Genomic DNA, 26,541 nt, shown 5'->3' with positions numbered 1-26,541 from the left:
ACAGTGGCCGGGTTCGTGGCGCCGTTCGCGGCTCACGCCGGGCTTTGCCCAACAATGGACAGGTTGCCTTGCAAGATGCCCTGTCCATCTTTACGGTGGAGAACATGTCCGGAACATCCGAGAAGCCCGAGAGCGCGGCGCCGCAGCCCCCCGTCGGCCCGACGGCCGAACGAGTGGCGACGGACCTCTCGGCCGTGGTCGGCAGGCTGCTCAGGCGGCTGCGGAGCTCCTCGGCGGACAGCCTGCTCACCCCCTCCCAGCGCTCGGTCCTCGCCAGGCTCGAGGACGGCGGACCGACCACCACGGCGGCACTCGCCAGGGCCGAGCTCGTGCGGCCGCAGTCCATGCGGCTGACCCTCGGCGCCCTGGAGAGTCAGGGGTTCGTCACCCGCGCCCCCCATCCGGCGGACGGCCGCAAGTCGGTGGTGTCCGCGACCCAGGAGGGGAGCACCGTCCTGGCCGGGGTGCGGGCCGCCAAGCGGGGCTGGCTGGCCGACGCGATCGCCGGCGAACTGGACGGGGCGGAGCGCCGGACGCTCGCCGAGGCCGTCGAACTCATCGGCCGTCTGGTCGACAAGTGACCCGGTACGGGACGGATCTGACCTCCGGCGCGCCGGAGGCGGAGCCCCGGTCGCCCCTGCCCGTGGAACCCGGTCCCGGGTTCAGCGCGCGGCTCACCGCGCCGCTGCTGATGGGCTCCCTGCTCAATCCGCTCAACACCACGATGATCTCCACCGCCCTGGTGGCCATCGGACACTCCTTCGGCATCGGGGCCGCCGACACCGCCTGGCTCATCTCCGTCCTTTACCTCGCCAGCGCCGTCGCCCAGCCGGTCCTCGGCAAGCTCGCCGACACCCTCGGCCCGCGACGGGTGTTCCTGGCCGGCCTCGTCGTCGTGATCGCGTCCGGTCTTGTCGGCGCCCTGGCCCCCGGATTCGGCACCCTGATCGTCTCCCGGCTGCTGCTCGGCGTCGGCACGTCGGCCGCCTACCCGGCCGCCATGGCCGTCCTGCGCGACGAGTCGGTGCGGCTCGGCCGCCCCACCCCGCGCCCCGTGCTCGCCAGGCTCTCCTTCGCCGCCCTCGGCAGCGCCGCCGTCGGCCCCGCACTCGGCGGGCTGCTCGTGTCGGTCGTCGGCTGGCGCGGAATCTTCGCCGTCAACGTGCCGATCGCCCTGCTCGCCTTCGGCGCGGCGCTCCTCTGGGTCCCGGCCGACCCGCCGCGCGAGCGGACCGCCGACGGGTCCACGCCGAAGCTCTCCCTCGACCCGCTGGGCATCGGCCTGTTCACCGCCGCCCTGACGGTGCTGGTCTTCTTCCTGCTCGACCTCGCACACCCGCAGTGGTGGCTGCTCGCCCCCTTCGCCGTCCTGGCGGCCGTCCTGGTCAGGTGGCAGCTGCGCACCGACCAGCCGTTCATAGACATCCGGATGCTCGCGGGCAACGGCCCCCTGCTGCGCACGTACGCGCGCCACGGCCTCAGTTATCTGCTGATCTACTGCGTGATGTACGGCTACACGCAGTGGCTGGAGGAGGCCCGCGGCTTCTCCTCCGGGTACACGGGGCTGCTCATGCTGCCCATGTCCGTCACCGCGCTCGTCTGCTCGCTGCTCGGCGCCCGTACGAAGGGCCTGCGCGCCCCGCTGACGGTGGCCTGCCTGCTGCTCACCGTCGGTGCGGGAATCCTGGTGTTCCTCTCCGGCGACACCCCGCTCGCCGTCCTGCTGCTCGCCGGAGCGTGCTTCGGCGCCCCGCAGGGGCTCATAGGGACGAGCAACCAGGCGGCCGTCCAGGCCTACGCGCCCCCCGAGAGCATCGGGGCCGCCGCCGGGCTCCAGCGCACCGCCCAGTACATCGGAGCCATCACCGCGTCCAGCCTGATCGCCCTGGCCTACGCCGACGCGGCGAGCGACGCGGGACTGCACCTCATGGCGGCGGTCTCCGTCGTCCTGGCCGTCCTGCTGACCGTCCTGACCCTGACCGACCGCGCGCTGCGCGCACGCACCTGATCCTGACACCAGCACATCAAGGAGTACCCACATGACCGCCACCGTCCTCGACCCCCGGACCGCACTCGTCGTCGTCGACCTGCAGAAGGGCATCGTCGCCCTCCCGACGGCCCACCCGGCCGAGGGTGTCGTAGCCAACTCGGTGACCCTCGCCGACGCCTTCCGCGCCAAGGACCTCCCGGTCTTCCTGGTCCGCGTGACGGGCGGCGCCCCCGGCCGCAACGAGGGCCGCGCGCCCTCCGGCAAGCCGGCAGCGGACTGGGCCGACATCCTGCCCGAGCTCGGCCCGCGCGACGGCGACACCGTCGTCACCAAGCAGCAGTGGGGCGCCTTCCACGGCACGGCGCTCGACCTCGAACTGCGCCGCCGCGGCATCACCCAGGTCGTGGTCACCGGCATCGCCACCAGCATCGGCGTCGAGTCCACCGCCCGCGCCGCGCACGAGCACGGCTACCACGTCACCATCGCCACGGACGCGGTCACCGACATGGACGCCGACGCCCACCGCAACAGCGTCGAGAAGATCTTCCCGAGGCTCGGCGAGACCGGCACCACCGCCGCGATCGTCAAGCTCCTGGGCTAAGAGCCTGCCGGACGGCCTCCGACAGGCTCTGGGAGCCTGCCGGGCCGGGCCGGGGCCGGGGCCGCACGGGTGACTTCCGCGTCCCCAGCGGCCGCGTCTGCCGCCTCCCGCGCGTGCAGGTGCTTTCAGTGGATCAGCGAATCAGTCTGATCAACTGCAAATGCCACCAGTACGCATCATCCGGTCCATTCCGGTACGGGGTGGGCCGGGCCGGCCCCGGAGGTATCAGCCATGGCCCACGTCGGCGTCCCACGCGGGACGGCCCGAAAGCGCCGCTCGGTCGCGCTCCTGGCGACAGGTGTGCTCACGATCCCGGTACTGGCGGGCTGCACCTCGGACAGCGAGGGCCCCACCTCGGTGGCCTTCCCGCAGGACATCGCCCCGGCCTCCCGGGACCGGGTGACCGACGGCTCCACCCTCACCTGGGCGATCGACGCGGTCCCCGCCACCCTCAACGCTTTCCAGGCCGACGCCGACAGCGCGACCACCCGGATCACCGGGGCGTTGCTGCCCTCGCTCTTCCCGCTGGACGCCCAGGGTGAGCCGAAGCTCAACCCCGACTACCTGGAGTCGGCGAAGGTCATCGAGCAGGAGCCCAAGCAGGTCGTCCTCTACAAGCTCAACCAGCAGGCCGTGTGGAGCGACGGCCGGGAGATCGGCGCCCCCGACTTCGTCGCCCAGTGGCGCGCGCTGAGCGGGAAGGACTCGGCCTTCTGGACCGCGCGCAACGCGGGGTACGAGCGGATCGAGAAGATCGAACGCGGCAAGGACGATCTGCAGGTCCGGGTCACGTTCTCGAAGCCGTACGCGGACTGGCGCTCGCTCTTCTCGCCGCTGTACCCCAAGGAGGTGACCGGGTCGCCCGGCACCTTCAACGACGGTGCCAGGACGACCCTGAAGAACACCGCCGGGCCGTTCCGGCTGCGCAGCGTGAACAAGGGCAAGGGGACGGTCGTGCTCGACCGGAACCCACGCTGGTGGGGCAACGAGGCCAAGCTCGAATCCCTGGTCTTCCGCGCCGTCGAGCCCAAGGACCGGACCGAGGCGCTGACCGGGGGAGCGGTGGACGTCGCCGACATCGACGCCGCGACGGCGAACGACGTCGCCCTCGCCGCCCGCTACCGCGGAGGGAACGGTGGGCCGCCCGCCCACGGCCCCGGAGCCGACATCACCCCGGCCGCCGCCCTGCGGTCCTGGGCGCTGGCCCACGGTTCGGACGAGGAGGCCGCCGAGACGGCGCAGGCCGCTCGCGAGAAGAACCGGGAAGCCGTGGCGGTCTACGCGGCCGAGCAGAAGTCGTTGAAGGGTTTCGCCGTACGCAAGTCGCTGGAGCCCGCCTACACGCAGCTGGCGCTGAACGGCGAGACCGGGCCCCTCTCCGACGACCGGGTGCGCCGCGCCATCGCCCGCACCCTGGACCGCCAGGAGCTCGCCGACGCCGTGCTGAAGCCCCTCGGCCTGCCCGCGAAGCCGCCCGGCAGCCACCTGGCCCTGGCCGGGCAGCCCGGATACAAGGACGGCAGCGGCGCGCTCGGCGACCGGGACACCAAGGAGGCGCAGGCGCTGCTGGCCGACGCGGGATGGACCGTGGGCGGGGCCGTCCGCAAGACCGAGGACACCAAGGCGGGCAGCGAGGCCGAGAAGAAGGCCGACGAGAAGAAGACGGCCGAGGAGAAGAAGGCCGAGGAGAAGGGCGCCGACAAGGCGGAGAAGGCGGACAAGGACGACAAGGCCTCGCGCGAGGAGGGGACGTACATCGTCGGCGACGACAAGCCGGGCGACCGCTCCGCCGGCGGCACCGACGTCACCGCGCAGGACAAGCAGCCCGGCGGCCAGGCAGGCGCCTACGCCCCCGCGGGAACCGCCGCCCCCGCCCCCGCCTCGGTCAAGGACCGCATCGGCAAGGCGGGCAAGCCGCTGACCCTCCGCTTCGTCCTGCCCTCGGGCCCCGGATCGCAGCCGCTGCGCACCGTCGGGGAGAAGATCGTCGCGATGCTGGACTCGATCGGCATCAGCACGCAGATCACCAAGGTCGACGACGACAGCTACTTCAAGGACCACATCGCCTCCGGCGACTACGACATGGCCCTGTACTCCTGGCCCGCCACCGCCTACCCGGCGACCGACGGCCGCCCGATCTTCGCCAAGCCCGAGCCCGCGACCGACGGCTCGCTGCTCGTCGAGCAGAACTACACGCGGGTCGGTTCGGACCATATCGACCAGCTCTTCGACCAGGCGGTCTCCGAGCTCGACGCCAACGCGTCGAGGGACCTCCTGAGGCAGGCGGACGCACGGATCTGGGCCGCCGCGGGATCGATTCCGCTGTATCAGAGGCCACAGCTGGTCGCCGTCGACAAGAAGCTGGCGAACATCGGCGCCTTCGGCTTCGCCGCACCTCGCTACGAGGACATCGGATTCACCGCGCGACAAGCGGCAGGTTCCCCCGCGAATCGGAAGAAGTAGCAGGTCAAAGCCATAATCAAAGCTCAGATGCAGCTCAATTCCCTTGCCCGCCGGAGCCCCCGGCGGGCAAGGTGGTGTCCGCCCAGACCCGGGCTGCTCGTCCTCTCACACCCCTTGCCGTCCGGCCGCCCACCGGCTGGACGATGACGTAATACTGGCTGAATATCGGCCGAATAGTGGCTGTAGCCCTGCCCCGCGGACCGGGCCGGGAAGTCCCGGACCCGTCTGGCCCGTACCATGGGACTAGCCGTGGCGTGCCGCCCGGCGGGCGTACGAGGACTCGAAGACCGACTGAGACGCCTGATCCCACGATCCGAGAGAAGCGCAAGCCACCCATGCCCACGCGCCACGACATCCGTAACGTAGCCATCGTCGCCCACGTCGACCACGGCAAGACCACGCTGGTCGACGCCATGCTCAAGCAGGCGGGCGCCTTCGCCGCGCACGCCGCCGAGAACCTCGACGAACGCATGATGGACTCGAACGACCTGGAGCGTGAGAAGGGCATCACGATCCTGGCCAAGAACACGGCCGTGAAGTACCACCCGAAGGATGGCGGCGACGTCATCACCATCAACATCATCGACACCCCCGGCCACGCCGACTTCGGCGGTGAGGTCGAGCGCGGTCTGTCGATGGTGGACGCGGTCGTCCTGCTCGTGGACGCCTCCGAGGGGCCGCTCCCGCAGACCCGCTTCGTGCTCCGCAAGGCGCTCACGGCGAGGCTGCCGGTCATCCTCTGTGTGAACAAGACGGACCGGCCGGACTCCCGGATCGCCGAGATCATCGACGAGACGTACGACCTCTTCCTGGACCTGGACGCCGACGAGGACCAGATCGAGTTCCCGATCGTCTACGCCTGCGCCCGTGACGGCGTCGCCTCGCTGACGAAGCCCGAGGACGGCACCGTCCCGCAGGACAGCGACAGCCTGGAGCCGTTCTTCAGCACGATCCTCTCCGCGGTCCCGGCCCCGGAGTACGACGAGGACGCCCCCCTCCAGGCCCACGTCACCAACCTGGACGCCGACAACTTCCTCGGCCGTATCGCGCTGTGCCGCGTCGAGCAGGGCGAGCTGCGCAAGGGCCAGACCGTCGCGTGGATCAAGCGTGACGGCACGATGTCCAACGTCCGCATCACCGAGCTGATGATGACCGAGGCGCTCACCCGTAAGCCGGCCGAGAAGGCGGGCCCGGGTGACATCTGCGCGATCGCCGGTATCCCGGACATCATGATCGGCGAGACGCTGGCCGACCCCGAGAACCCGATCGCGCTGCCGCTGATCACGGTCGACGAGCCCGCCATCTCGATGACCATCGGTGCGAACACCTCGCCGCTGGTCGGCAAGGGCGGCAAGGGCCACAAGGTCACCGCCCGGCAGATCAAGGACCGTCTGGACCGCGAGCTGGTCGGTAACGTCTCGCTCCGTGTCCTGGACACCGAGCGTCCCGACGCCTGGGAGGTCCAGGGCCGCGGTGAGCTCGCCCTGGCCATCCTCATCGAGACCATGCGCCGCGAGGGCTTCGAACTCACCGTCGGCAAGCCGCAGGTGGTCACCAAACAGATCGACGGCAAGACGCACGAGCCGATCGAGCGCATGACCATCGACTGCCCCGAGGAGCACCTCGGCGCCATCACACAGCTCATGGCGACCCGTAAGGGCCGTATGGAGACCATGACGAACCACGGTTCGGGCTGGGTCCGCATGGAGTGGATCGTCCCGTCCCGCGGACTCATCGGCTTCCGTACGGAGTTCCTGACCCAGACGCGTGGCACGGGCATCGCCCACTCCCTCTTCGAGGGCCACGAGCCGTGGTTCGGTGAGCTGCGCACCCGTCACAACGGCTCGCTGGTGGCGGACCGCGCGGGCGTCGTGACGCCGTTCGCGATGGTCAACCTCCAGGAGCGCGGCGTCATCTTCACCGAGGCCACCACCGAGGTCTACGAGGGCATGATCATCGGAGAGAACTCGCGCTCCGACGACATGGACGTGAACATCACCAAGGAGAAGAAGCTCACCAACATGCGTGCGGCTTCCGCGGACACCACGGAGAACGTGGTGCCGGCCCGCAAGCTCTCGCTGGAGCAGTCGCTGGAGTTCTGCCGCGACGACGAGTGCATCGAGGTGACCCCGGAGACCGTGCGTATCCGCAAGGTCGTCCTGGACCAGAAGCAGCGTGGCCGCACGGCCTCGCGCGCCAAGAACGGCTGACCCGGCCCGGACCGGGCCGTTCGGGCGCACGAACCGCCGGAACGAGCCATTGACATGAGGCTCGGACCCCCGCAGACACTGTGGGGGTCCGAGCCTTTCGTCAACTTGTTTTTCTGAGCAAGGTGTCCGGATATCGTGCGTCGCTCTCCGGAACATGTGTTAACGGTCCGTTTCGGGGGTGTCTGTCTGGGATCCCTTTGTCCGGATTTCGGGCAACCATGGCTTCTCGATGTTGTCAAACCGATACCCTTTAAGTGTGGTTTACAGCCCGGTGTTCCTTAATAGTTGGCTCCACTGAGCTCGGGTCAATGGGTCGGCGCACTGTGGGGAGTGCGGACTCACGAGCACACTCGGGGCACTGCAAACGATCGCCGTCAGGGGTGTCGGTGGATCTGTCCAGTGCCCCTCTTGTAGTCAAAAGTGGACTCATGAGGAGGAAACCCATGCGCGGTGCCAAGAGCGCCAAGTGGGTCGCGGGAGCGGCCATCATCGCCCTGGCCGCGACTGCCTGTGGTGGGGGCAGCGACGACAGCAGCGACTCGGCTTCGAAGGAGAAGGGCAAGCCTGCGGGCTACGTCTCCGTCGACGTCGGTGAGCCGCAGAAGCCGCTGATTCCGGCCGACACCAACGAGCAGCTCGGCAGCTACGTCATCCAGTCGCTGTTCACCCAGCTCCTGGAGTTCGACGGAGACGGCAAGATCGTCTACACGAACGCCGAGTCCGTGAAGTCGGACGACAACAAGACGTGGACCGTCAAGCTCAAGCCCGGCTGGAAGTTCCACGACGGCACCCCGGTCACCGCCGAGTCCTACATCAAGGCGTGGAACTGGTACGCCAACAGCAAGAACAACCAGCAGAACGCCTTCTGGTTCGAGGACATCAAGGGTTACGCGGACGTCCACCCCGAGAAGGGTGACCCCAAGTCCACGGAGATGTCCGGTCTGAAGGCGGTCGACGACACCACCTTCACGATCGAGCTGGACAAGCCGGTCCCGTACTTCGAGTACAAGCTCGGCTACTACACCTTCGCCCCGCTGCCCGAGGTGTTCTACAAGGACACCAAGGCGTTCGGTCAGGCGCCGGTCGGCAACGGTCCCTACGTCTTCGAGAAGTGGGACCACAAGAAGCTCATCCAGGTCAAGGCCAACGCGGACTACCAGGGTCCGAACAAGGCCAAGAACAAGGGCATCCTGTTCAAGAACTACGCGACCGTCGAGGCCGCGTACCAGGACCTCCTGTCCGGCAACCTGGACATGATCCGCCAGGTCGGCCCTCGCGACCTGCCGAACTACAAGACCGACCTCGGTGACCGCGTGGTCGAGGAGCCGTACGCGGCCGTCCAGTCGATCGTCCCGACGTTCTACTCGAAGACCTTCAAGGGCATCGACCCGAAGGTCCTCCAGGGTCTGTCGATGGGCATCGACCGCGACACCATCACCAAGACGGTGCTCAACGGCACCCGCGAGCCCGCCACGAGCTTCACGCCCCCGGGCGTCGCGGGCAACCAGCACCTGGACACCGACGTGTTCAAGTTCGACCCGGCCAAGGCCAAGCAGCTCATCAAGGAAGGCGGCGGCGTTCCGGAGAACAAGCTCTGGATCCAGTACAACGCCGACGGCGGCCACAAGGAGTGGGTGACCGCGGTCTGCGAGTCCATCCGCAACGCGACCGGCGTCGACTGCGTCCCGGACGCCAAGCCGGACTTCCAGACCGACCTGGAAGCGCGTGACAACGACCAGGTCAAGTCGATGTACCGCGGTGGCTGGGTTGCCGACTACCCGCTGAACGTCAACTTCATGCGGGAGCTGTACGGCACCACCGCCGAGGCCAACAACGGCCGCTTCTCCGACAAGGAGGTCGACGCGGCCTTCAAGAAGGGCGACAACGCGGCGTCCCTCGAAGAGGCGACCAAGGCGTACCAGGAGGCGGAGAAGCTCGTCCTGGAGAAGATGCCGGCGATCCCGCTCTGGAACTACAAGATCAACGGTGGTTACGGGAAGTCCGTCGGCAACGTCGCCATCGACTTCCGCGGCGACTACGTCATGACCGACGTCACCGTCAAGTAGCACACGCCTGAGGGCCCCCACTCGGCCATCAGCCGCCCACACCAGGCAGTAGGTCCCGGGGGGCCGCTCTCCGTATCCGGAGGGCGGCCCCTGGGCTGCTTTATCCCTAATCGGAGGCAAACATGGGGCGTTATGTCGCGCGGCGACTGCTCCAGATGATCCCGGTCTTCCTCGGGTCAACCTTGCTGGTCTTCGCCATGATGTACGCGCTGCCCGGCGATCCCGTGCGCGCACTGGCAGGCGAGCAGACCGTCGACCCGACGCAGATCGCGAACATGAAGAAGGAGCTGGGCCTCGACCTGCCGCTCTGGCACCAGTACTGGAACTACCTCATGGGCCTGTTCCAGGGTGATTTCGGTACGGAGATCGCCAGTGGACGACCGGTGGCCGACACCATCGCGGACGCGTTCCCGATCACGATCCGGCTGGCTCTGTTCGCCTTCCTCTTCACGGTCATCGTCGGCATATCCATGGGCGTCTTCGCGGGCCTCAAGGCCGACACCCTCCGTGACCGCGGTCTGCTCATCCTGACGCTCCTGCTCATCTCGGTCCCGTCGTTCGTACTCGGCTTCCTCGCCCAGTACTTCTTCGCCCACCAGCTCGGTTGGGTCGATCCCAACGTGAGCGCGGAAGCGAACTGGAGCGAGTTGTTCCTGCCCGCTGTCGTGCTCGGGTCGCTGTCTCTCGCGTACGTCGCGCGGCTGACCCGTACATCGGTCGCGGAGAACCTGCGCGCCGACTACATGCGGACCGCCGTGGCGAAGGGACTGCCGCGACGCCGCGTCGTCGGGGTCCACCTCATGCGCAACTCGATGATCCCCGTGGTCACCTTCCTCGGCACCGACCTCGGAGCCCTGCTCGGCGGTGCGGTCATCACGGAAGGCATCTTCAACGTCCAGGGTGTGGGCCGCGCCGTGTTCGCTGCGCTCCAGCACCGCGAGGGAGCCACGGTCGTCGGCATCGTGACGCTGATCGTCATCGTCTATCTCGCCACCAGCCTGCTCGTCGACCTGCTCTACGCGGTCCTGGACCCGAGGATCCGTTATGCCTGAGGCGCTCAAGGAAACAGCCGCGGAGAAGTCCGCGGACACGACGGCCACGCAGGCCCCCTCCGCCAAGCTGGGCAAGCCCCGCAGCCTGTGGTCGGACGCCTGGCACGACCTGCGGCGCAGCCCGCTGTTCGTCATCTCGGCCATCCTGATCTTCTTCCTGCTCGTGATGGCGGTGTTCCCCGGTCTGTTCACCGGTGCGGACCCGCGCTATGCGGACCTGGCGCACCACTACCTGCAGAAGCCCAAGTGGGGGAACTTCTTCCAGGAGGACTGGTTCGGCTACGATGTCCAGGGACGTTCGATCTACGCGCGCGTCGTCTACGGCGCCCGTGCCTCGATCATGGTCGCCGTCGTGGTCACCGTGCTCGTGACCGTCCTGGGCACCGTGGTCGGCATGCTGGCCGGATACTTCGGCGGCTGGATCGACACGCTGCTCTCCCGGGTCACCGACATCTTCTTCGGCGTCCCGTTCATCCTCGGCGCGATGGTCGTCCTGACCTCGTTCGAGGAGCGCCACATCTGGGTCGTCATCCTGGCCCTGGCGTTCCTCGGCTGGACCCAGATCGCCCGTGTCGCACGCGGCTCGGTGCTGACGATCAAGCAGGCCGACTACGTGATGGCGGCCAAGGCGCTCGGCGCCTCGACCACCCGCATCCTGCTCCGGCACATCCTGCCCAACGCGATCGCCCCGGTGATCGTCGTCGCGACCATCGCGCTCGGCGGCTACATCTCGGCCGAGGCCACCCTGTCCTTCCTGGGCATCGGCCTCGCCGAACCGACCGTGTCGTGGGGTGTCGACATCTCCTCGGGCCAGGAGCAGCTGCGTAACGCCGGGTTCGTCCTGCTCATCCCGTCGGTCATGGTGTCGATCACCGTCCTGGCGTTCATCATGCTCGGCGATGCGGTACGCAACGCCCTCGATCCCAAGCTGCGCTGAGGGAGGCGTACATGACCATCATCGACAAGACGGCGGATGTTCCTGCTCCGCGTGGATCGAACGACGAGAGCGGCCCGCTGCTCGAAGTCCGCGATCTGCACGTGGAGTTCCATACCCGTGACGGAGTGGCCAAGGCCGTCAACGGAGTCAACTACAGCGTCAGCGCCGGCGAGACCCTCGCCGTGCTCGGCGAGTCCGGCTCGGGCAAGTCCGTGACCGCTCAGGCGATCATGGGCATCCTGGACATGCCTCCGGGCAGCATCCCCAAGGGAGAGATCCTCTTCCGGGGCCAGGACATGCTCAAGATGGGCAACGAGGAGCGTCGGCAGATCCGCGGCCGGAAGATCGCCATGATCTTCCAGGACGCGCTCTCCTCGCTGAACCCGGTTCTCTCCGTGGGCTACCAGCTCGGCGAGATGTTCCGCGTGCACCAGGGCCTCTCCAAGAAGGAGGCCAAGGCCAAGTCCATCGCGCTGATGGACCGTGTGCGCATCCCGGCGGCCAAGGAGCGGGTCAACGACTACCCGCACATGTTCTCCGGCGGTATGCGCCAGCGCATCATGATCGCCATGGCGCTCGCCCTGGAGCCCGACCTGATCATCGCGGACGAGCCCACCACGGCGCTCGACGTGACCGTCCAGGCACAGGTCATGGACCTGCTCGCGGAGCTCCAGCGCGACTTCAACATGGGCCTGATCCTGATCACGCACGACCTCGGCGTGGTCGCCGACGTCGCCGACAAGATCGCCGTGATGTACGCGGGCCGGATCGTCGAGACCGCTCCGGTCCACGAGATCTACAAGCGCCCCGCGCACCCGTACACCAAGGGCCTGCTGGAGTCGATCCCGCGCCTGGACCAGAAGGGCCAGGAACTCTACGCGATCAAGGGCCTGCCGCCCAACCTGCTGCACGTGCCGTCCGGCTGTGCCTTCAACCCGCGCTGCACCATGGCGCAGGACATCTGCCGTACGGACATCCCGGCACTGCTCCCGGTGACCGAGCAGGACGGCACCGAGCTGGCCGGCCGCGGCAGCGCCTGCCACTTCTGGAAGGAGACGATCCATGGCTGACCTCGAGAAGGGGCCCGTGGACGCCACCCCGAACGTCACCGAGGTGGCGACGGTCAACGCGGGCACCGAGACGGAGGCCGTCGCGGCCATCGAGGCGCCGGTCCCGCAGGGGGAGCCGATCCTCCAGGTGCGCAACCTGGTCAAGCACTTCCCGCTGACCCAGGGCATCCTGTTCAAGAAGCAGGTCGGCGCGGTCAAGGCCGTGGACGGGATCTCGTTCGATCTCTACCAGGGCGAGACGCTCGGCATCGTGGGCGAGTCCGGCTGTGGCAAGTCCACGGTCGCCAAGCTCCTGATGACGCTGGAGCGGGCCACCGCGGGTGAGGTCTTCTACAAGGGCCAGGACATCACCAAGCTGTCCGGGCGTGCGCTGAAGGCGGTGCGCCGCAACATCCAGATGGTGTTCCAGGACCCGTACACCTCGCTGAACCCGAGGATGACGGTCGGCGACATCATCGGGGAGCCGTACGAGATCCACCCCGAGGCGGCCCCGAAGGGTGAGCGGCGCCGCAAGGTGCAGGACCTCCTGGACGTCGTCGGCCTGAACCCGGAGTACATCAACCGCTATCCGCACCAGTTCTCCGGAGGTCAGCGCCAGCGCATCGGGATCGCCCGGGGCCTCGCGCTCAACCCGGAGATCATCATCTGCGACGAGCCGGTCTCCGCGCTCGACGTGTCGGTGCAGGCACAGGTCATCAACCTGATGGCGCACCTCCAGGACGAGTTCAACCTCTCCTACCTCTTCATCGCGCACGACCTGTCGATCGTCCGGCACATCTCGGACCGGGTCGGTGTCATGTACCTCGGCAAGATGGCCGAGATCGGTACGGACCAGCAGATCTACGACCACCCGACGCATCCCTACACCCAGGCGCTGCTGTCGGCGGTCCCGGTCCCGGACCCCGAGGCCCGTGACGGCCGCGAGCGGATCATCCTCTCCGGTGACGTCCCGTCGCCGGCGAACCCGCCGTCGGGCTGCCGCTTCCGTACGCGGTGCTGGAAGGCCCAGGACAAGTGCGCCACCGAGGTGCCGCTGCTGGCGATCCCCGAGCGCTTCAAGGCGTCGGACACGCCTGCCGCGCACGAGTCGGCGTGCCACTTCGCGGAGGAGAAGGACGTCGTGCACGCGGCGTAGTCCGCGCAACGAGCTTGTCTGCAAGAGGTGCCTACCCCGGGGGTAGGCACCTCTTTTGTCTGCCCGCACGAGACGAAGGAGCGCCCGTGTGGCGTTGATCCAGCGCCGTTTATGGTCGTGCGACACCCGATGAACCCCGCGTAAATGTTCAGCCACTCGGTGCCTGTGCCAGCACCGCTCGAGCCGGAGAGCCCGCCGGGCAACGCTTGGAGATGGCCATACGCGCCAGTTTCGAGTCTGAGTTTTTTGACGGGTCGACCAAGCAGTCGACGAGCCCAGTGGTCGAGGAAGCCACTTCCCACGAAAAGAAGGTACCGGAAATTTCGGCTTTCTTAGTGGGGCAGTTGAAACTATAGCTGCCAGCTATTTCCTTCACCCCTCGGTAGTAGACAGCCTGGCCAGCCTCGGGGAATTTTGCGGACATGACGCGTTTTTCGATGGTTGTACTAACATCTAGTTTTGCCAGTTCTTTCCCGATTTGATCGGAAAGGCTCTGAAGTATGTATTTATGGGGCAAGGATTCATGTGAAGATGTCGCCGCCGCTACTCGCGGTTGGTAGGGGAGGGATTTTGCTTCAAATGTGTGCCCGGATTTTACGGTGACTGGCGCGTCTAGAACGGTCAAGCGCCATTTCTTGGAGATGGACCAATCGAACGCACCGTCTTCGCATGGGGGGGCGTCTGCGGCTGGACGTTCCGCAGCGGCGTGTGAACACCCGGTGGAAATGACGGCTGCAGCGGCTGTGGTGAGACAGAGGATTCGTGCGTTTTTCATGTTCTGTTGGCCTCGGAGTTTATGTCCTACTGCCGCCACCGCGACACGTGTTGACAATCATCACTTCGTACCGCGTACGTGGCTTGGCGGCTCGATGGCCGGATGCTGGGCGGCAACGAAGTCGTTGGTACCGATTGAGGAACAGCGGTGGCTTCCCCGCGGCGAGGGGGCGCCCACAGGTGCACTGTGGGCGCCCCCTCCGCCTCTACCTCGCGGTCAGGTCTTTCCGCCGTTCGTCCCGCAGTCGACGAAGCCTACGCTGGGGCTGGCGTTGACGCTGACACTGTGTCCCTCGGGAAGGTCGAGATTGTCGTGAACTCCCTTGCCTGAACCGAGAGTCCAGCGCCACTCCTTTCCGGTGCCCTGGAAGTAAGCTTTGTAGTTGATGCTGGAGAAAAGGGAGCTATTGGTCGCGTACATGTGCTCGCCGTCGGAAATGAATTCAATCCTGAAGAAGCGAGTCGAATTTGTCTTGTCGCGGGAGGTTGCTATGACGTTGCGCCCTCCGGGGTCGGTGGAGCTTGCAGAGCTCGACGCCTTGCAGACATAGTTTTTCGCACTCTCGGCGTGAGCGGATCCGGCCGTTGCGGGAACAAGGATTCCCGCGATGACCAGTGTTGCGGCGGCGCTTCGACTAAGCGTCTTCCGGGTGGCCTTCTGCTTCACTTTCATCCTCTTCGGGTCGACGTGTCTTCTTCTCGTCGTATTCGCTGTGTAGCGAGTTAATCATTAATGGAGGGAGGGTGCGAGTGAATTGAGGAAAACTTGAGACTCGTATCCGATTGGTCGCACAGGGTAATAACTGATGGGGGGGGGCGTCGCCAACTGTCGACTCTCCGACCAGGGCGTGGCTGTCACATTTCGTTACCGAAGTGCCGTCGCTCGCGTTCGGGATTGCATCACGCCCGTCCTCATGCCGTCTGGCGCCCGGACGGGGCAACTGAACATGCGACGGAGTGTCATATGGGGTGATATGAGGCATTGAGGCACTCAAGGGAACCCTAGGAGGCACTCCATGCGCGGAGCCACACAGGCCAGGTGGGCCGCATGCGCCGTCGCTGTCGCCCTGGCGGCCACGGCCTGCGGCGGCGGGGACAGCGGTGGCGGCGGTGGTGCCGACGGGATCGTCAGCTCGTCCTGGGGGGACCCGCAGAACCCGCTGGAGCCGGCGAACACCAACGAGGTGCAGGGCGGCAAGGTCCTCGACATGGTCTTCCGCGGGCTCGTGCGGTACGACCCCAAGACCGGCGAGGCCAAGAACGAGATCGCCGAGAAGATCGAGTCGACGGACTCGCAGAACTTCACGATCACGATCAAGGACAACTGGACCTTCAGCAACGGCGAGAAGATCACCGCGAAGTCGTTCGTCGACGCCTGGAACTACGGCGCCGCCCTGAAGAACAACCAGAAGAACGCCTACTTCTTCCAGTACATCGACGGCTACGACAAGGTCCACCCCGAGTCGGGCAAGGCGACGGCGGGCACCCTCTCCGGCCTCAAGGTGGTCAACAACACGACCTTCACGGCCAAGCTGTCGCAGAAGTTCTCGCTCTGGCCCGACACCCTCGGCTACGCCGCCTTCGTGCCGCTGCCCAAGGCCTTCTACACCGACCACGACGCCTGGCTCTCCAAGCCCGTCGGCAACGGTCCCTACACCATCGACCAGTACGCCAAGGGCTCGTCGATGAACCTGCGCCGGTGGGACGACTACCCCGGCGCGGACAAGGCGCAGAACGGCGGCATCGACCTCAAGGTCTACACCGACAACAACACCGCCTACACCGACCTCACCGCGGGCAACCTCGACCTGGTCGACGACGTGCCCGCCTCACAGCTCAAGAACGTCAAGGCGGACCTGGGCGACCGGTACATCAACACACCCGCCGGCATCATCCAGACGCTCGCCTTCCCGTTCTACGAGAAGGCCTGGAACACACCGGGCGCGACCAAGGTCCGCCAGGGCCTGTCCATGGCGATCAACCGGGACCAGATCACCGACCAGATCTTCCAGAAGACCCGTACCCCCGCCTCCGACTGGACCTCACCGGTCCTCGGCGACGAGGGCGGCTTCAAGAAGGGCCTGTGCGGCCCCGCGTGCGAGTACGACAAGGCGGAGGCCAAGAAGCTGATCGAGGAGGGCGGCGGCATCCCCGGCGGCCAGCTCAAGGTCTCGTACAACGCCGACACCGGCTCCCACAAGGAGTGGGTCGACGCGCTCTGCAACAGCATCAACAACGTCATGGGGAACAACAAGGCGTGCGTCGGCGGGCCCGTCGGCACCTTCGCCGACTTCCGCAGCCAGGTCTCCACCCAGAAGCTGACCGGAGCCTGGCGCGCGGGCTGGCAGATGGACTACCCGCTGATCCAGAACTTCCTCCAGCCGCTCTACTACACCAACGCCCCCTCCAACGACGGCAAGTGGAGCAACCAGAAGTTCGACGACCTGGTCGACAAGGCCAACGCGGAGAGCGACAAGGCCAAGGCCGTCACCACCTTCCAGGACGCGGAGAAGGTCCTCGTCGAGCAGATGCCCGTCATCCCGCTCTGGTACCAGAACGGCAGCGCGGGCTACTCGGACAGGGTCGAGAACGTCTCGCTGAACCCCTTCAGCGTCCCGGTGTACGACCAGATCAAGGTCAAGTGACCCGCTGAAGCCGGGTGGCCGGTGCGGCAGCCCGCACCGGCCACCCGGCTTTCCGGTCCTTCCGCCCGTTCGCCCGCCCAGCCCCGACCCCCGGAGCCCCTCATGGGACGTTATGTGATCCGGCGGCTGCTGCAGATGATCCCGGTGTTCATCGGCACCACGCTGCTGATCTTCCTCATGGTGAACGTGATGGGCGACCCCATCGCGGGCCTCTGCGGCGACCGCCAGTGCGACCCCGCGACCGCCGCCCAGCTGCGCAGCGAGTTCGGCCTCGACAAGCCGGTCTGGCAGCAGTACCTGACCTACATGGGCAACATCTTCACCGGTGACTTCGGCACGGCCTTCAACGGGCAGAAGGTCACGGAGCTGATGGGCACCGCCTTCCCCATCACCATCCGGCTCACCATCGTCGCGATCGTGTTCGAGATCGTCATCGGCATCAGCCTCGGCGTCGTCACCGGACTGCGCCGGGGGCGGCCCGTGGACACCGTGGTGCTGATCCTGACCCTGGTCGTCATCGCCGTACCGACGTTCGTCACCGGCCTGCTGCTCCAGCTCCTGCTCGGGGTGGAGTGGGGCATCATCAAGCCGTCCGTCTCCTCCGAGGCGCCGGTCGACGAACTCATCGTGCCCGGACTCGTCCTGGCCTCCGTCTCACTGGCCTACGTCACCCGGCTCACCCGCACCTCGATCGCCGAGAACGCCCGCGCCGACTACGTCCGTACCGCCGTGGCCAAGGGCCTCCCCAGGCGGCGGGTGGTCGTGCGGCACCTGCTGCGCAACTCCCTCATCCCGGTCGTCACATTCATCGGTACGGACGTGGGCGCCCTGATGGGCGGGGCGATCGTCACCGAGCGCATCTTCAACATCCACGGAGTCGGCTACCAGCTCTACCAGGGCATCCTCCGGCAGAACTCCCAGACCGTCGTCGGGTTCGTCACCGTCCTGGTCCTCGTCTTCCTGGCGGCCAACCTGATCGTCGACCTCCTGTACGCCGTACTCGACCCGAGGATCCGCTATGCCTGAGCAGCAGCCGTGGGACGAGACGACGGGCAGCGGGGCGATCTCGGGTGCCGGCGCGGGCGGGGCGATGGACCTCGCGATGGACGAGGGCACCACGCTGGAGAAGACGCCCGGCGGCCCCGAAGGCACCGGGCCCACGGGCAAGCCGCGCAGCCTGTGGTCCGACGCCTGGCGCGATCTGCGCCGCAACCCGGTCTTCATCATCTCCGGTCTTGTCATCCTCTTCCTGGTGATCATCTCGATCTGGCCCTCGCTGATCGCCGGCCAGGACCCCCTCGACTGCGACCTGGCCAAGGCCCAGGAGGGCTCCCAGCCCGGACACCCCTTCGGCTTCGACGGACAGGGCTGCGACGTCTACACCCGCACCGTCTACGGCGCGCGGACCTCGGTGACAGTCGGCGTCCTCTCCACCCTCGGGGTCTCGCTGCTCGGCGGCGTGCTGGGCGGACTCGCCGGCTTCTTCGGCGGAGTCTGGGACGCCGTGCTCTCCCGCATCACGGACGTCTTCTTCGGCATCCCCGTGGTCCTCGGCGGACTGGTCTTCCTGTCCGTCGTCACCAGCTCCACCATCTGGCCCGTGATCGGCTTCATCGTGCTGCTGGGCTGGCCCCAGATCGCCCGTATCGCGCGCGGCTCCGTCATCACCGCCAAACAGAACGACTACGTACAGGCCGCCCGGGCACTGGGCGCGTCCAACTCGCGGATGATGCTCCGGCACATCACACCCAACGCCATCGCCCCGGTGATCGTGGTCGCGACCATCGCGCTGGGGACGTACATCTCGCTGGAGGCGACCCTCTCGTATCTCGGCGTCGGCCTGAAGCCGCCGGCCGTCTCCTGGGGCATCGACATCTCCGCCGCCTCCCAGTACGTCCGCAACGCGCCGCACATGCTGCTCTGGCCGGCCGGGGCGCTGGCCGTCACCGTGCTCGCCTTCATCATGCTCGGCGACGCGGTGCGCGACGCCCTCGACCCCAAGCTGCGCTGAGGAGTCCGCTGCCATGTTGCTCGAAGTGCGCGATCTGCACGTGGAGTTCCACACCCGTGACGGTGTGGCCAAGGCCGTCAACGGGGTCAACTACTCGGTCGCCGAGGGCGAGACGCTCGCCGTGCTCGGCGAGTCCGGCTCGGGCAAGTCCGTCACCGCCCAGGCGATCATGGGCATCCTCGACACCCCGCCGGGGAAGATCAGCGGGGGAGAGATCCTCTTCCAGGGCCGCGACCTGCTGAAGCTCAAGCCCGAGGAACGCCGCAGGGTCCGGGGCCAGGAGATGGCCATGATCTTCCAGGACGCGCTGTCCTCCCTGAACCCGGTGCTCAGCGTGGGGGCGCAGCTCGGAGAGATGTTCGTCGTGCACCGCGGGATGTCCCGCGGTGACGCCAAGGCCAAGGCCATCGAGCTGATGGACCGGGTGCGTATCCCGGCCGCGCGCGAGCGGGTCGGCAACTTCCCGCACCAGTTCTCCGGCGGTATGCGCCAGCGCATCATGATCGCCATGGCGCTGGCGCTGGAGCCCGACCTCATCATCGCCGACGAACCGACCACCGCCCTCGACGTGACCGTCCAGGCCCAGGTGATGGAGCTGCTCGCGGAGCTGCAGCGTGAGCTCAACATGGGGCTCATCCTCATCACCCACGACCTCGGCGTGGTCGCCGACGTCGCCGACAAGATCGCCGTGATGTACGCGGGCCGGATCGTCGAGACCTCGCCCGTCCACGAGATCTACAAGGCGCCCGCCCACCCGTACACCAAGGGTCTGCTGCGGTCGATCCCACGGCTCGACCAGAAGGGCCAGGAGCTCTACGCGATCAAGGGCCTGCCGCCCAACCTGCTGCACATCCCGCCCGGCTGCGCCTTCAACCCACGCTGCCCCATGGCCCAGGCCGTGTGCCGCACGGACGTGCCGCCGCTCTACACCGTGGACGACGAACGACGGAGCGCCTGCCACTTCTGGAAGGAGACGCTCGATGCACGCTGACGAGACGGGCCGCGGGGGCGGCGGCTCCACGCTCCAGGCCGCGGCGTCCACGCGCCCGTACGCCGAGGGCGACCCGATCCTGGAGGTGCGCGGCCTGGTCAAGCACTATCCGCTGACCCAGGGCATCCTCTTCAAGAGGCAGGTCGGCGCGGTCAGGGCGGTCGACGGCGTGGACTTCGACCTGGCGGCGGGCGAGACGCTCGGCATCGTGGGGGAGTCGGGCTGCGGCAAGTCGACCGTCGCCAGGATGCTGGTGCACCTGGAGCCGCCGACCGGGGGCACGATCCGCTACAAGGGCGAGGACGTCACCAAGCTGTCCGGACGGGCGCTGAAGGCGGTGCGCCGCAACATCCAGATGGTGTTCCAGGACCCGTACACCTCGCTGAACCCGCGCATGACCGTCGGCGACATCATCGGGGAGCCGTACGAGATCCACCCCGAGGTGGCGCCCAAGGGGAGCCGGCGGCAGAAGGTGCAGGACCTGCTCGACGTCGTCGGCCTGAACCCGGAGTACATCAACCGCTATCCGCACCAGTTCTCCGGCGGTCAGCGCCAGCGCATCGGGATCGCCCGCGGCCTCGCGCTCAACCCCGAGATCATCGTCGCCGACGAACCGGTCTCCGCGCTCGACGTGTCGGTCCAGGCCCAGGTCGTCAACCTGCTGGACCGGTTGCAGGCCGAATTCCACCTGAGCTTCCTGTTCATCGCGCACGACCTGTCGATCGTCCGGCACATCTCCGACCGGGTCGGCGTCATGTACCTGGGCCGGATCGTGGAGATCGGCACGGACGAGGAGATCTACGAGCACCCGACGCACCCGTACACCCAGGCGCTGCTGTCGGCCGTCCCGGTGCCCGACCCGACGGCCCGTGATCACCGCGAGCGGATCATCCTGCACGGTGACGTCCCCTCCCCGGCGAACATCCCGTCCGGGTGCCGCTTCCGCACCCGGTGCTGGAAGGCGCAGGAGCGGTGCGAGCTGGAGGTGCCGCTGCTGGCCGTGCCGGCGGCCTTCCGGGAACTTGGGACACCGGCCCGGCACGACTCGGCGTGCCACTTCGCCGAGGAGAAGCAGGTGGTGCCGCCGGAGGACGGGCGGGAGGCATCCGAGGACGGGCGGGAGGCATCCGAGGACGGGCGGGAGGCTCCCGAGGGTGACAAAGAATGATAAATGAGCCTCAGATCCGTTAACAAAGAGGCAACTCGGCCGTCGTCGCACCGATATACGGACCTTCCATCATGGGGAACGTACGGCCGTGCGGGTGCCGTGAACCGGCCGGGGCGTTCATCACGTCGCCCCGGCCGGTTGCCCGTTGCCGCCCTGCCCCGGAGGACCCCTTGTCCATCGGCGGACCGCGGTGGAGTATCGCTGAGGTGATACTCACACGGGGAGCCAGAATCACCGGAGCGGTGCTCTGCGCCGTGCTCGCGGCTCTTGTCGCGGCGTGGATCGTGCGGGACCTCCGGGCCGTCGGCGATCCGCCGGACCTGGCGCGTTACTGGGCCGGGTACACGGACAGCCGGCCGAGGGAGCTGCCCGCCACCCTCCAGGCCGACCCGGTGCTCCTCGCCGTCTACGTCTTCGCCCTGTTCGCCGCGGTGCGCTCCTCGGTCGCCGCGTCCACGCTGGTCGCCACCGGACTGGTCACGCTCGCCCTGCGGCTGCCGGGCGTCTGGACCATCGGCGCGTCCTGGATGGACGAGCGGTCCAGCGACGAACTGCGCACCCGCGCCCTCATCGGTACCTTCGTCGCCCTGGCCGCCGGCCTCGCGCTCGTCATCACCGGGGCCGCGGGCCGCAGGCAGCCCGTCGACTCCTACGAGCCACTGCCCACCCGGCCCGGCCGTGGGGCCGGAGTCACGGCCTTCCTGGTGCTCGGCGCCTCGGGGGCGGTCATGATCGCCTGGGAGGTCCGCCAGCTCTTCACGCTGCCGGACGAGCTCTATCCCGCGTGGTTCACCGGTGGCGAGGTCCTCACGCTCGGGCTGACCGCCACCCCGCCGGGCTGGAGCGGCGTGGCACTCGGCGTGGTCTGCCTCGTGGTGGCGTGGACCGCGCTCTTCCGCGCCGTCCACGCCCGCCCGCTCGGCATGATCGCCGCGGGATTCCTGCTGGTCTCCGGCGGCTGTGGTGTCGCCCGCGCCCTCCACAACAGGTGGCTGGAGGACTTCGGCGAGGAGCCGGGCGAGCAGCAGCTCATCATCCTCACCTCGTTCCTCTTCGCCGTCGCCGGGGCGACGGCTCTGCTGGTCCTGGCGCGCAGGGGCTTCGAGATCACCGACGGACAGGACGAGGGGCCCGGCGGCTACGGCTATCCGCAGGGCGGCGCACCGGGCTACGGCTATCCGCAGACCGGCACCCCTGGCTACGGCTATCCGCGGAGCGGTGCCGGCCCCGGCCCCGGATACCCGTACAGCGGCGGCGGAGCCGGCAACCCGCCGCCGCCCGCGTCCCCGCCGCCCGGCTGGTGACGGCCATCCCTATGCCCGGGGCAGCCCCAGGGACCGCCTGAGGAAGTCCACCTGGAGCAGCAGCAGATTCTCCGCCACCTGCTCCTGCGGGGTCATGTGCGTCACCCCGCTCAGCGGCAGCACCTCGTGCGGGCGCCCGGCGGACAGCAGCGCGGAGGACAGCCGCAGGGCGTGGGCGACCACCACGTTGTCGTCTGCGAGGCCGTGGACGATCATCATCGGCCGCACGGCGTCGGCCGGCTCCGAGAGCCCCTCGTCGGTCACCAGGGAGTTGCGGGCGTACACCTCGGGCTGTGCTGCCGGGTCGCCGAGATAGCGCTCGGTGTAGTGGGTGTCGTAGAGCCGCCAGTCCGTCACCGGTGCGCCCACCACCGCCGCGTGGAAGACGTCGGGGCGCCGCAGCACCGCGAGCGCCGAGAGATAGCCGCCGTACGACCAGCCGCGCATGGCCACCTTGGAGAGATCCAGCGGGAAGCGCCCGGCCAGCGCGTGCAGCGCCTCGACCTGGTCGTCGAGGGTGAGGGTGAGGTCGTCCCTCACCGCCTTCTCCCAGCCGGGTGAACGGCCCGGCGCGCCCCGGCCGTCCGCGACGACCACGGCGAATCCGTGGTCCGCGAACCACTGGGAGGTGAGGTGCGGATTGTGGGCGGCGACGACCCGGCGGCCGTGCGGGCCGCCGTAGGGGTCCATCAGGACCGGAAGCGGTCCGTCCGACTCCATGTACCCGGTGGGGAGCAGCACGGCGCACGGGATCCGCCGTGCGCCCCCCTCGGTCAGATGGACCCTCGCGGTCAGGACCGGCTCCTGGGCGAGATTCGCCACGGCGGCGATCCGCTTGCCGTCCCGCAGCACCTGTACGGATGTTCCCGGGTGCTCCAGGGACGCCGAGAGCAGCACCGTCACACCGCCCGCGCGCACCGCGGAGTGCACCCCGGGCCCCTCGCTGACGCGCTCCACGCCCAGCTCGTTCACCCGGTACACATGGCTCTGGCCCGTCTCCGGATCGGCGGCGCCCTCACCCGCGGTCGCCTGCACCAGGATGTCCGACTCCCCGATGTCCAGGACCGCCTGGATGTGCAGCTGGTCGCCGGTCAGCGGCCGGTCGCCGACCGAGAGCACCCGCGCGCCCCCCTCGTCGGCGACCCGCACGAGCCGCCCGTCGGGCGCCCAGGCGGGCACCCCGGCGAAAAGATCAAGCCAGACGCCGTCCTCGTCGACATGCACCGTACGGGTCGCGCCGCTCTCCGTGTCGACGGCCAGATACAGCTGGCTGCGCTGGTCACGGGCCTGCACCAGGAGCAGCGGGGCGCCGTGCGAGGACCAGTGCACCCGCGCCAGATAGGGAAAGCGGGACCGGTCCCAGACAACCTCCGTGCGGGTCCCGTCCAGGCCCATCACGAAGAGGCGTACCTCGGCGTTCGCCGTCCCCGCCGCCGGATAGCCGATCTCGGAGGGCCTGCTCCCGGGATGCGCCGGATCGGCGATCCACCACCGCTGTACGGCGCTGTCGTCGACCCGGGCGACCAGCAGGCGCTCCGAGTCCGGCGACCACCAGAAACCGCGGTAGCGGCTCATCTCCTCGGCCGCGACGAACTCCGCGAGCCCGTACGAGGTGTGCGCGTCCTCCGGCTCGGCGATCGGCCGGTCACCGTCGCCCGTCGCCCCCACGACGCGCAGCGCGCCCCGGGCGGCGTAGGCGATGTGCCGGCCGTCGGGGGAGGGGCGCGGGTCGATCACCGGGCCCGGCACCGGCAGGGCGCGCGCCGTGCCCGCCCCCAACTCGGCGACGTACGCCTTGCCGGAGAGCGCGAAGGCCGCCAACTCGGCCGCGTCGTCAACCGCGTAGCCCACGATGCCCGCCGAGCCCTCCCGGGTCCGCTCGCGCCGCGCCCTCTCCTGCGGCGACAGCTTCTCCGCAGAACCGCCCAGCAGGGCAGCGGGATCGGCCGCGATCCGCTCCTCGCCCGTGCCGGTGTCCAGCACCAGGAGCCGGTTCGTACGGTCCGTGCCGGAGGCCGAGCGGAGGAAGAGCACCCGCGTCCCATCCGGCGAGACGGTGAAGGCCCGGGGTGCGCCGAGAGTGAACCGCTGGGTCCTGGCGTGCTGGCGGGGAAAGGTCAACTTCTGCGAGGTCATGGCCCCGAACCTAGCCCGCGACGGCCGGTCCGTGCGCCCCTCGTGCTGCTGTGCCCCGATCAATGCGTCGGCACGGATAGTTATGATCCGTAGCGCTCGGTGGGTATGAACCTGCTGGCTCCATGTGTGCTGCCTGTCCCGACCGTACTGATGGAGGTGAACCGCCGTGGCACTCTCGATTTCGGCGGTGGTGCTGCTGGTGATCGTCGTCTTCCTGCTGATCCGGAAATCCGGACTGAAGGGCGGACACGCGGTGGTCTGCATGCTGCTCGGCTTCTACCTCGCGAGCTCGTCGATCGCCCCGACCATCTCGGAGGTGACGTCGAACGTGGCAGGCATGATCGGGGGAATCAAGTTCTGACCACCGTCCCGCCCTCTGACGGATACCCCGCCGGGCGCCCCTCACACCGTGGGGCGTTCGGCCGGCGGGCCGGCCTGCTCGTAGGGTGGTCCCATGAAGGACCTCCCCGCGCGCCGTCTGCTCCTGGTGCACGCGCACCCCGACGACGAGTCGATCAACAACGGCGCCACCATGGCCAGGTACGCGGCCGAGGGCGCCCACGTCGCCCTGGTGACATGCACCCTCGGCGAGGAGGGCGAGGTCATCCCGCCGGACCTCGCGCATCTCGCCGCCGACCGGGGCGGCGGACTCGGCGGACACCGCATCGGCGAACTCGCCGCCGCGATGCGTGAGCTCGGGGTCACCGACCACCGGTTCCTGGGCGGGCCCGGCCGGTTCCGCGACTCCGGGATGATGGGCACCGAACAGAACTACAGGGCCGGGGCCTTCTGGGCCGCCGGCCTCGACGAGGCGGCAGGCCACCTCGTCGGGGTGATCCGCTCCCTGCGCCCCCAGGTCCTGGTGACGTACGACCCCGAAGGCGGCTACGGCCACCCCGACCACATCCAGGCGCACCGCGTCGCGATGCGCGCGGCGGACCTGGCCGCCGATCCCGCGTACGACGCCGGCGCCGGAGCCCCGCACACCGTCGCCAAGATCTACTGGAACCGGGTGCCCCGGTCCGTGGCGGAGGCGGCCTTCGCACGGCTGCGGGACGCCGCCCCCGACGCCTTCCCGGGGATCGCCGCAATCGACGACGTACCCGGTGTCGTGGACGACGCGCAGATCACGACGGAGATCGACGGTTCGGCCCACGCCGAGGCCAAGACAGCCGCCATGCGGGCGCACGCCACCCAGATCGCCGTGGACGGACCCTTCTTCGCTCTTTCGAACGACCTGGGACAGCCCCTCTTCACCACCGAGTACTACGAGTTGGTGCGGGGCGCCCCGGGCGGGGACGACGGTTCCCGGGAGCACGACCTCTTCGCGGGCGTGCCGGACGCGGCCTCCGCGCCGGGAGCGCGGTCATGAGCAACAGGCAGAGGCCGCGCGCCTCGTCACAGGCACCCCGTACCAACGCCCCGCCGAGGAGCCCCGCGCCCACCGGTCTCGCCGCGCCCCCGAACCCCGCGCGGATCCCCGTGTACCTCGGCCTGGCGGTGCTGGGCGCGGTCGTCGGACTCGCGGGCACTCTCGTCCAGGCAGCCCTTTTCCCGGGCGGGTTGCTGCTCGCCCTCGCGGCGTCGGCCGGCCTGTTCTACGGTGGCCGGGTGCTGACCGGGACACAGCTCGGCGCGCTGGCACCGGCGGTGGGCTGGCTCATCGCCGTCGTCGTCCTGCTCGGCGGGCGGCCCGAGGGCGACTACGTCTTCGGCCAGGAGATCGGCCTGGTGTTCTTCATACTCGGAGGGATGGCCGTCGCTGTGATGTGTGCCACGATGTCGCGGCTGCCGTATCCGGCGGGCGGCACCGGTCGAACCGGCACGTGATGTGGTATGTCCGCTCCCGGATTGCCCCTCCGCGCAGTGGTGGGTGCATCCTTGTTCCCCCCGGGCGCGGAGAGTCTTACGGTGGCGGCCAGTATGGTGGTGCGCGCGCCGAGCCGTCCCCTGGCCTGCGGCATGGGGGAAGTACGGGCGGCGGAGCC

At 68.5% G+C, this 26,541-nt stretch carries 22 protein-coding genes; 19 read left to right on the top strand and 3 right to left on the bottom strand.

What is annotated here, in order from left to right:
• Nucleotides 1-104 precede the first annotated feature (104 nt).
• The 10 genes from ACIREO_RS03300 (at nt 105) to ACIREO_RS03255 (ending at nt 13,524) form a co-directional block, all read left to right on the top strand.
• Nucleotides 105-581, top strand: coding sequence for a MarR family winged helix-turn-helix transcriptional regulator (locus ACIREO_RS03300; protein WP_404104271.1), 477 nt, complete (start codon nt 105-107; stop codon nt 579-581).
• Nucleotides 578-2,008, top strand: a complete 1,431-nt coding sequence (locus ACIREO_RS03295) for an MFS transporter (RefSeq protein ID WP_404104268.1) — start codon at nt 578-580, stop codon at nt 2,006-2,008. The genes ACIREO_RS03300 and ACIREO_RS03295 overlap by 4 nt, the downstream gene beginning before the upstream one ends.
• Nucleotides 2,009-2,039: 31 nt before the next feature.
• The gene (locus ACIREO_RS03290) at nt 2,040-2,591 is read left to right on the top strand and encodes an isochorismatase family protein (protein WP_404104265.1); all 552 of its coding nucleotides are present in this window, start codon (nt 2,040-2,042) and stop codon (nt 2,589-2,591) included.
• Between the two features lie 231 nt (nt 2,592-2,822).
• Nucleotides 2,823-5,054 (top strand): ABC transporter substrate-binding protein, encoded by a 2,232-nt coding sequence (locus ACIREO_RS03285; protein ID WP_404104262.1) that lies wholly within the window; start codon nt 2,823-2,825, stop codon nt 5,052-5,054.
• Nucleotides 5,055-5,389: 335 nt separating this feature from the next.
• The gene (gene typA, locus ACIREO_RS03280) at nt 5,390-7,264 is read left to right on the top strand and encodes a translational GTPase TypA (protein ID WP_404104259.1); all 1,875 of its coding nucleotides are present in this window, start codon (nt 5,390-5,392) and stop codon (nt 7,262-7,264) included.
• A 443-nt stretch (nt 7,265-7,707) separates the two neighbouring features.
• On the top strand, nt 7,708-9,330 hold the full coding sequence (locus tag ACIREO_RS03275; RefSeq protein WP_404104256.1) for an ABC transporter substrate-binding protein: 1,623 nt from the start codon (nt 7,708-7,710) through the stop codon (nt 9,328-9,330).
• Between the two features lie 122 nt (nt 9,331-9,452).
• A complete protein-coding gene (locus ACIREO_RS03270) occupies nt 9,453-10,382 on the top strand; it encodes an ABC transporter permease (RefSeq protein WP_404104253.1) in 930 nt (309 codons plus the stop codon).
• Nucleotides 10,375-11,319 (top strand): ABC transporter permease, encoded by a 945-nt coding sequence (locus ACIREO_RS03265; RefSeq protein ID WP_404104250.1) that lies wholly within the window; start codon nt 10,375-10,377, stop codon nt 11,317-11,319. The genes ACIREO_RS03270 and ACIREO_RS03265 overlap by 8 nt, the downstream gene beginning before the upstream one ends.
• Before the next feature lie 11 nt (nt 11,320-11,330).
• Complete coding sequence (locus ACIREO_RS03260; protein WP_404104247.1) at nt 11,331-12,389, top strand: ABC transporter ATP-binding protein; 1,059 nt, start codon at nt 11,331-11,333, stop codon at nt 12,387-12,389.
• Nucleotides 12,382-13,524: an ABC transporter ATP-binding protein gene (locus tag ACIREO_RS03255; RefSeq protein WP_404104244.1), complete on the top strand. Its 1,143-nt coding sequence runs from the start codon at nt 12,382-12,384 to the stop codon at nt 13,522-13,524. Before ACIREO_RS03260 ends, ACIREO_RS03255 begins: the two co-directional genes overlap by 8 nt.
• A gap of 148 nt (nt 13,525-13,672) precedes the next feature.
• On the opposite strand, the gene ACIREO_RS03250 is transcribed toward ACIREO_RS03255, so the two are convergent.
• Nucleotides 13,673-14,149: a hypothetical protein gene (locus tag ACIREO_RS03250; protein ID WP_404104241.1), complete on the bottom strand. Its 477-nt coding sequence runs from the start codon at nt 14,147-14,149 to the stop codon at nt 13,673-13,675.
• A 366-nt stretch (nt 14,150-14,515) separates the two neighbouring features.
• The gene (locus tag ACIREO_RS03245) at nt 14,516-14,965 is read right to left on the bottom strand and encodes a hypothetical protein (RefSeq protein WP_404104239.1); all 450 of its coding nucleotides are present in this window, start codon (nt 14,963-14,965) and stop codon (nt 14,516-14,518) included.
• 349 nt (nt 14,966-15,314) lie between these two features.
• Between ACIREO_RS03245 and ACIREO_RS03240 the strand changes: the two genes are divergently transcribed.
• From ACIREO_RS03240 to ACIREO_RS03215, 6 genes are all read left to right on the top strand, one after another.
• A complete protein-coding gene (locus ACIREO_RS03240; protein ID WP_404104237.1) occupies nt 15,315-16,943 on the top strand; it encodes an ABC transporter substrate-binding protein in 1,629 nt (542 codons plus the stop codon).
• Nucleotides 16,944-17,045: 102 nt separating this feature from the next.
• The gene (locus tag ACIREO_RS03235; RefSeq protein WP_404104234.1) at nt 17,046-17,969 is read left to right on the top strand and encodes an ABC transporter permease; all 924 of its coding nucleotides are present in this window, start codon (nt 17,046-17,048) and stop codon (nt 17,967-17,969) included.
• A complete protein-coding gene (locus ACIREO_RS03230; protein ID WP_404104231.1) occupies nt 17,962-18,954 on the top strand; it encodes an ABC transporter permease in 993 nt (330 codons plus the stop codon). The genes ACIREO_RS03235 and ACIREO_RS03230 overlap by 8 nt, the downstream gene beginning before the upstream one ends.
• A 13-nt stretch (nt 18,955-18,967) precedes the next feature.
• Nucleotides 18,968-19,945 carry an ABC transporter ATP-binding protein gene (locus tag ACIREO_RS03225; protein WP_404104229.1) on the top strand — a complete coding sequence of 326 codons (978 nt, stop codon included), beginning with the start codon at nt 18,968-18,970 and terminating at the stop codon, nt 19,943-19,945.
• Complete coding sequence (locus tag ACIREO_RS03220) at nt 19,935-21,113, top strand: ABC transporter ATP-binding protein (protein ID WP_404104227.1); 1,179 nt, start codon at nt 19,935-19,937, stop codon at nt 21,111-21,113. The genes ACIREO_RS03225 and ACIREO_RS03220 overlap by 11 nt, the downstream gene beginning before the upstream one ends.
• Nucleotides 21,114-21,319: 206 nt before the next feature.
• Nucleotides 21,320-22,417 (top strand): hypothetical protein, encoded by a 1,098-nt coding sequence (locus ACIREO_RS03215; RefSeq protein ID WP_404104225.1) that lies wholly within the window; start codon nt 21,320-21,322, stop codon nt 22,415-22,417.
• 9 nt (nt 22,418-22,426) lie between these two features.
• On the opposite strand, the gene ACIREO_RS03210 is transcribed toward ACIREO_RS03215, so the two are convergent.
• On the bottom strand, nt 22,427-24,553 hold the full coding sequence (locus ACIREO_RS03210; RefSeq protein WP_404104222.1) for an alpha/beta fold hydrolase: 2,127 nt from the start codon (nt 24,551-24,553) through the stop codon (nt 22,427-22,429).
• Between the two features lie 166 nt (nt 24,554-24,719).
• On the opposite strand from ACIREO_RS03210, the gene ACIREO_RS03205 reads away from it, so the two are divergent.
• The 3 genes from ACIREO_RS03205 to ACIREO_RS03195 all read left to right on the top strand — a co-directional run bounded on the left by ACIREO_RS03205 (nt 24,720) and on the right by ACIREO_RS03195 (nt 26,383).
• Nucleotides 24,720-24,914 carry a hypothetical protein gene (locus ACIREO_RS03205; protein ID WP_386320008.1) on the top strand — a complete coding sequence of 65 codons (195 nt, stop codon included), beginning with the start codon at nt 24,720-24,722 and terminating at the stop codon, nt 24,912-24,914.
• A 93-nt stretch (nt 24,915-25,007) separates the two neighbouring features.
• Complete coding sequence (gene mshB, locus ACIREO_RS03200) at nt 25,008-25,925, top strand: N-acetyl-1-D-myo-inositol-2-amino-2-deoxy-alpha-D-glucopyranoside deacetylase (protein ID WP_404104219.1); 918 nt, start codon at nt 25,008-25,010, stop codon at nt 25,923-25,925.
• On the top strand, nt 25,922-26,383 hold the full coding sequence (locus ACIREO_RS03195; protein WP_404104217.1) for a DUF6113 family protein: 462 nt from the start codon (nt 25,922-25,924) through the stop codon (nt 26,381-26,383). The genes mshB and ACIREO_RS03195 overlap by 4 nt, the downstream gene beginning before the upstream one ends.
• Nucleotides 26,384-26,541: the final 158 nt, after the last annotated feature.

It is taken from the genome of Streptomyces sp. NPDC102441 (assembly GCF_044765585.1).
Classification (GTDB): domain Bacteria; phylum Actinomycetota; class Actinomycetes; order Streptomycetales; family Streptomycetaceae; genus Streptomyces.
This window is presented reverse-complemented; position numbering and strand designations above follow the sequence as displayed.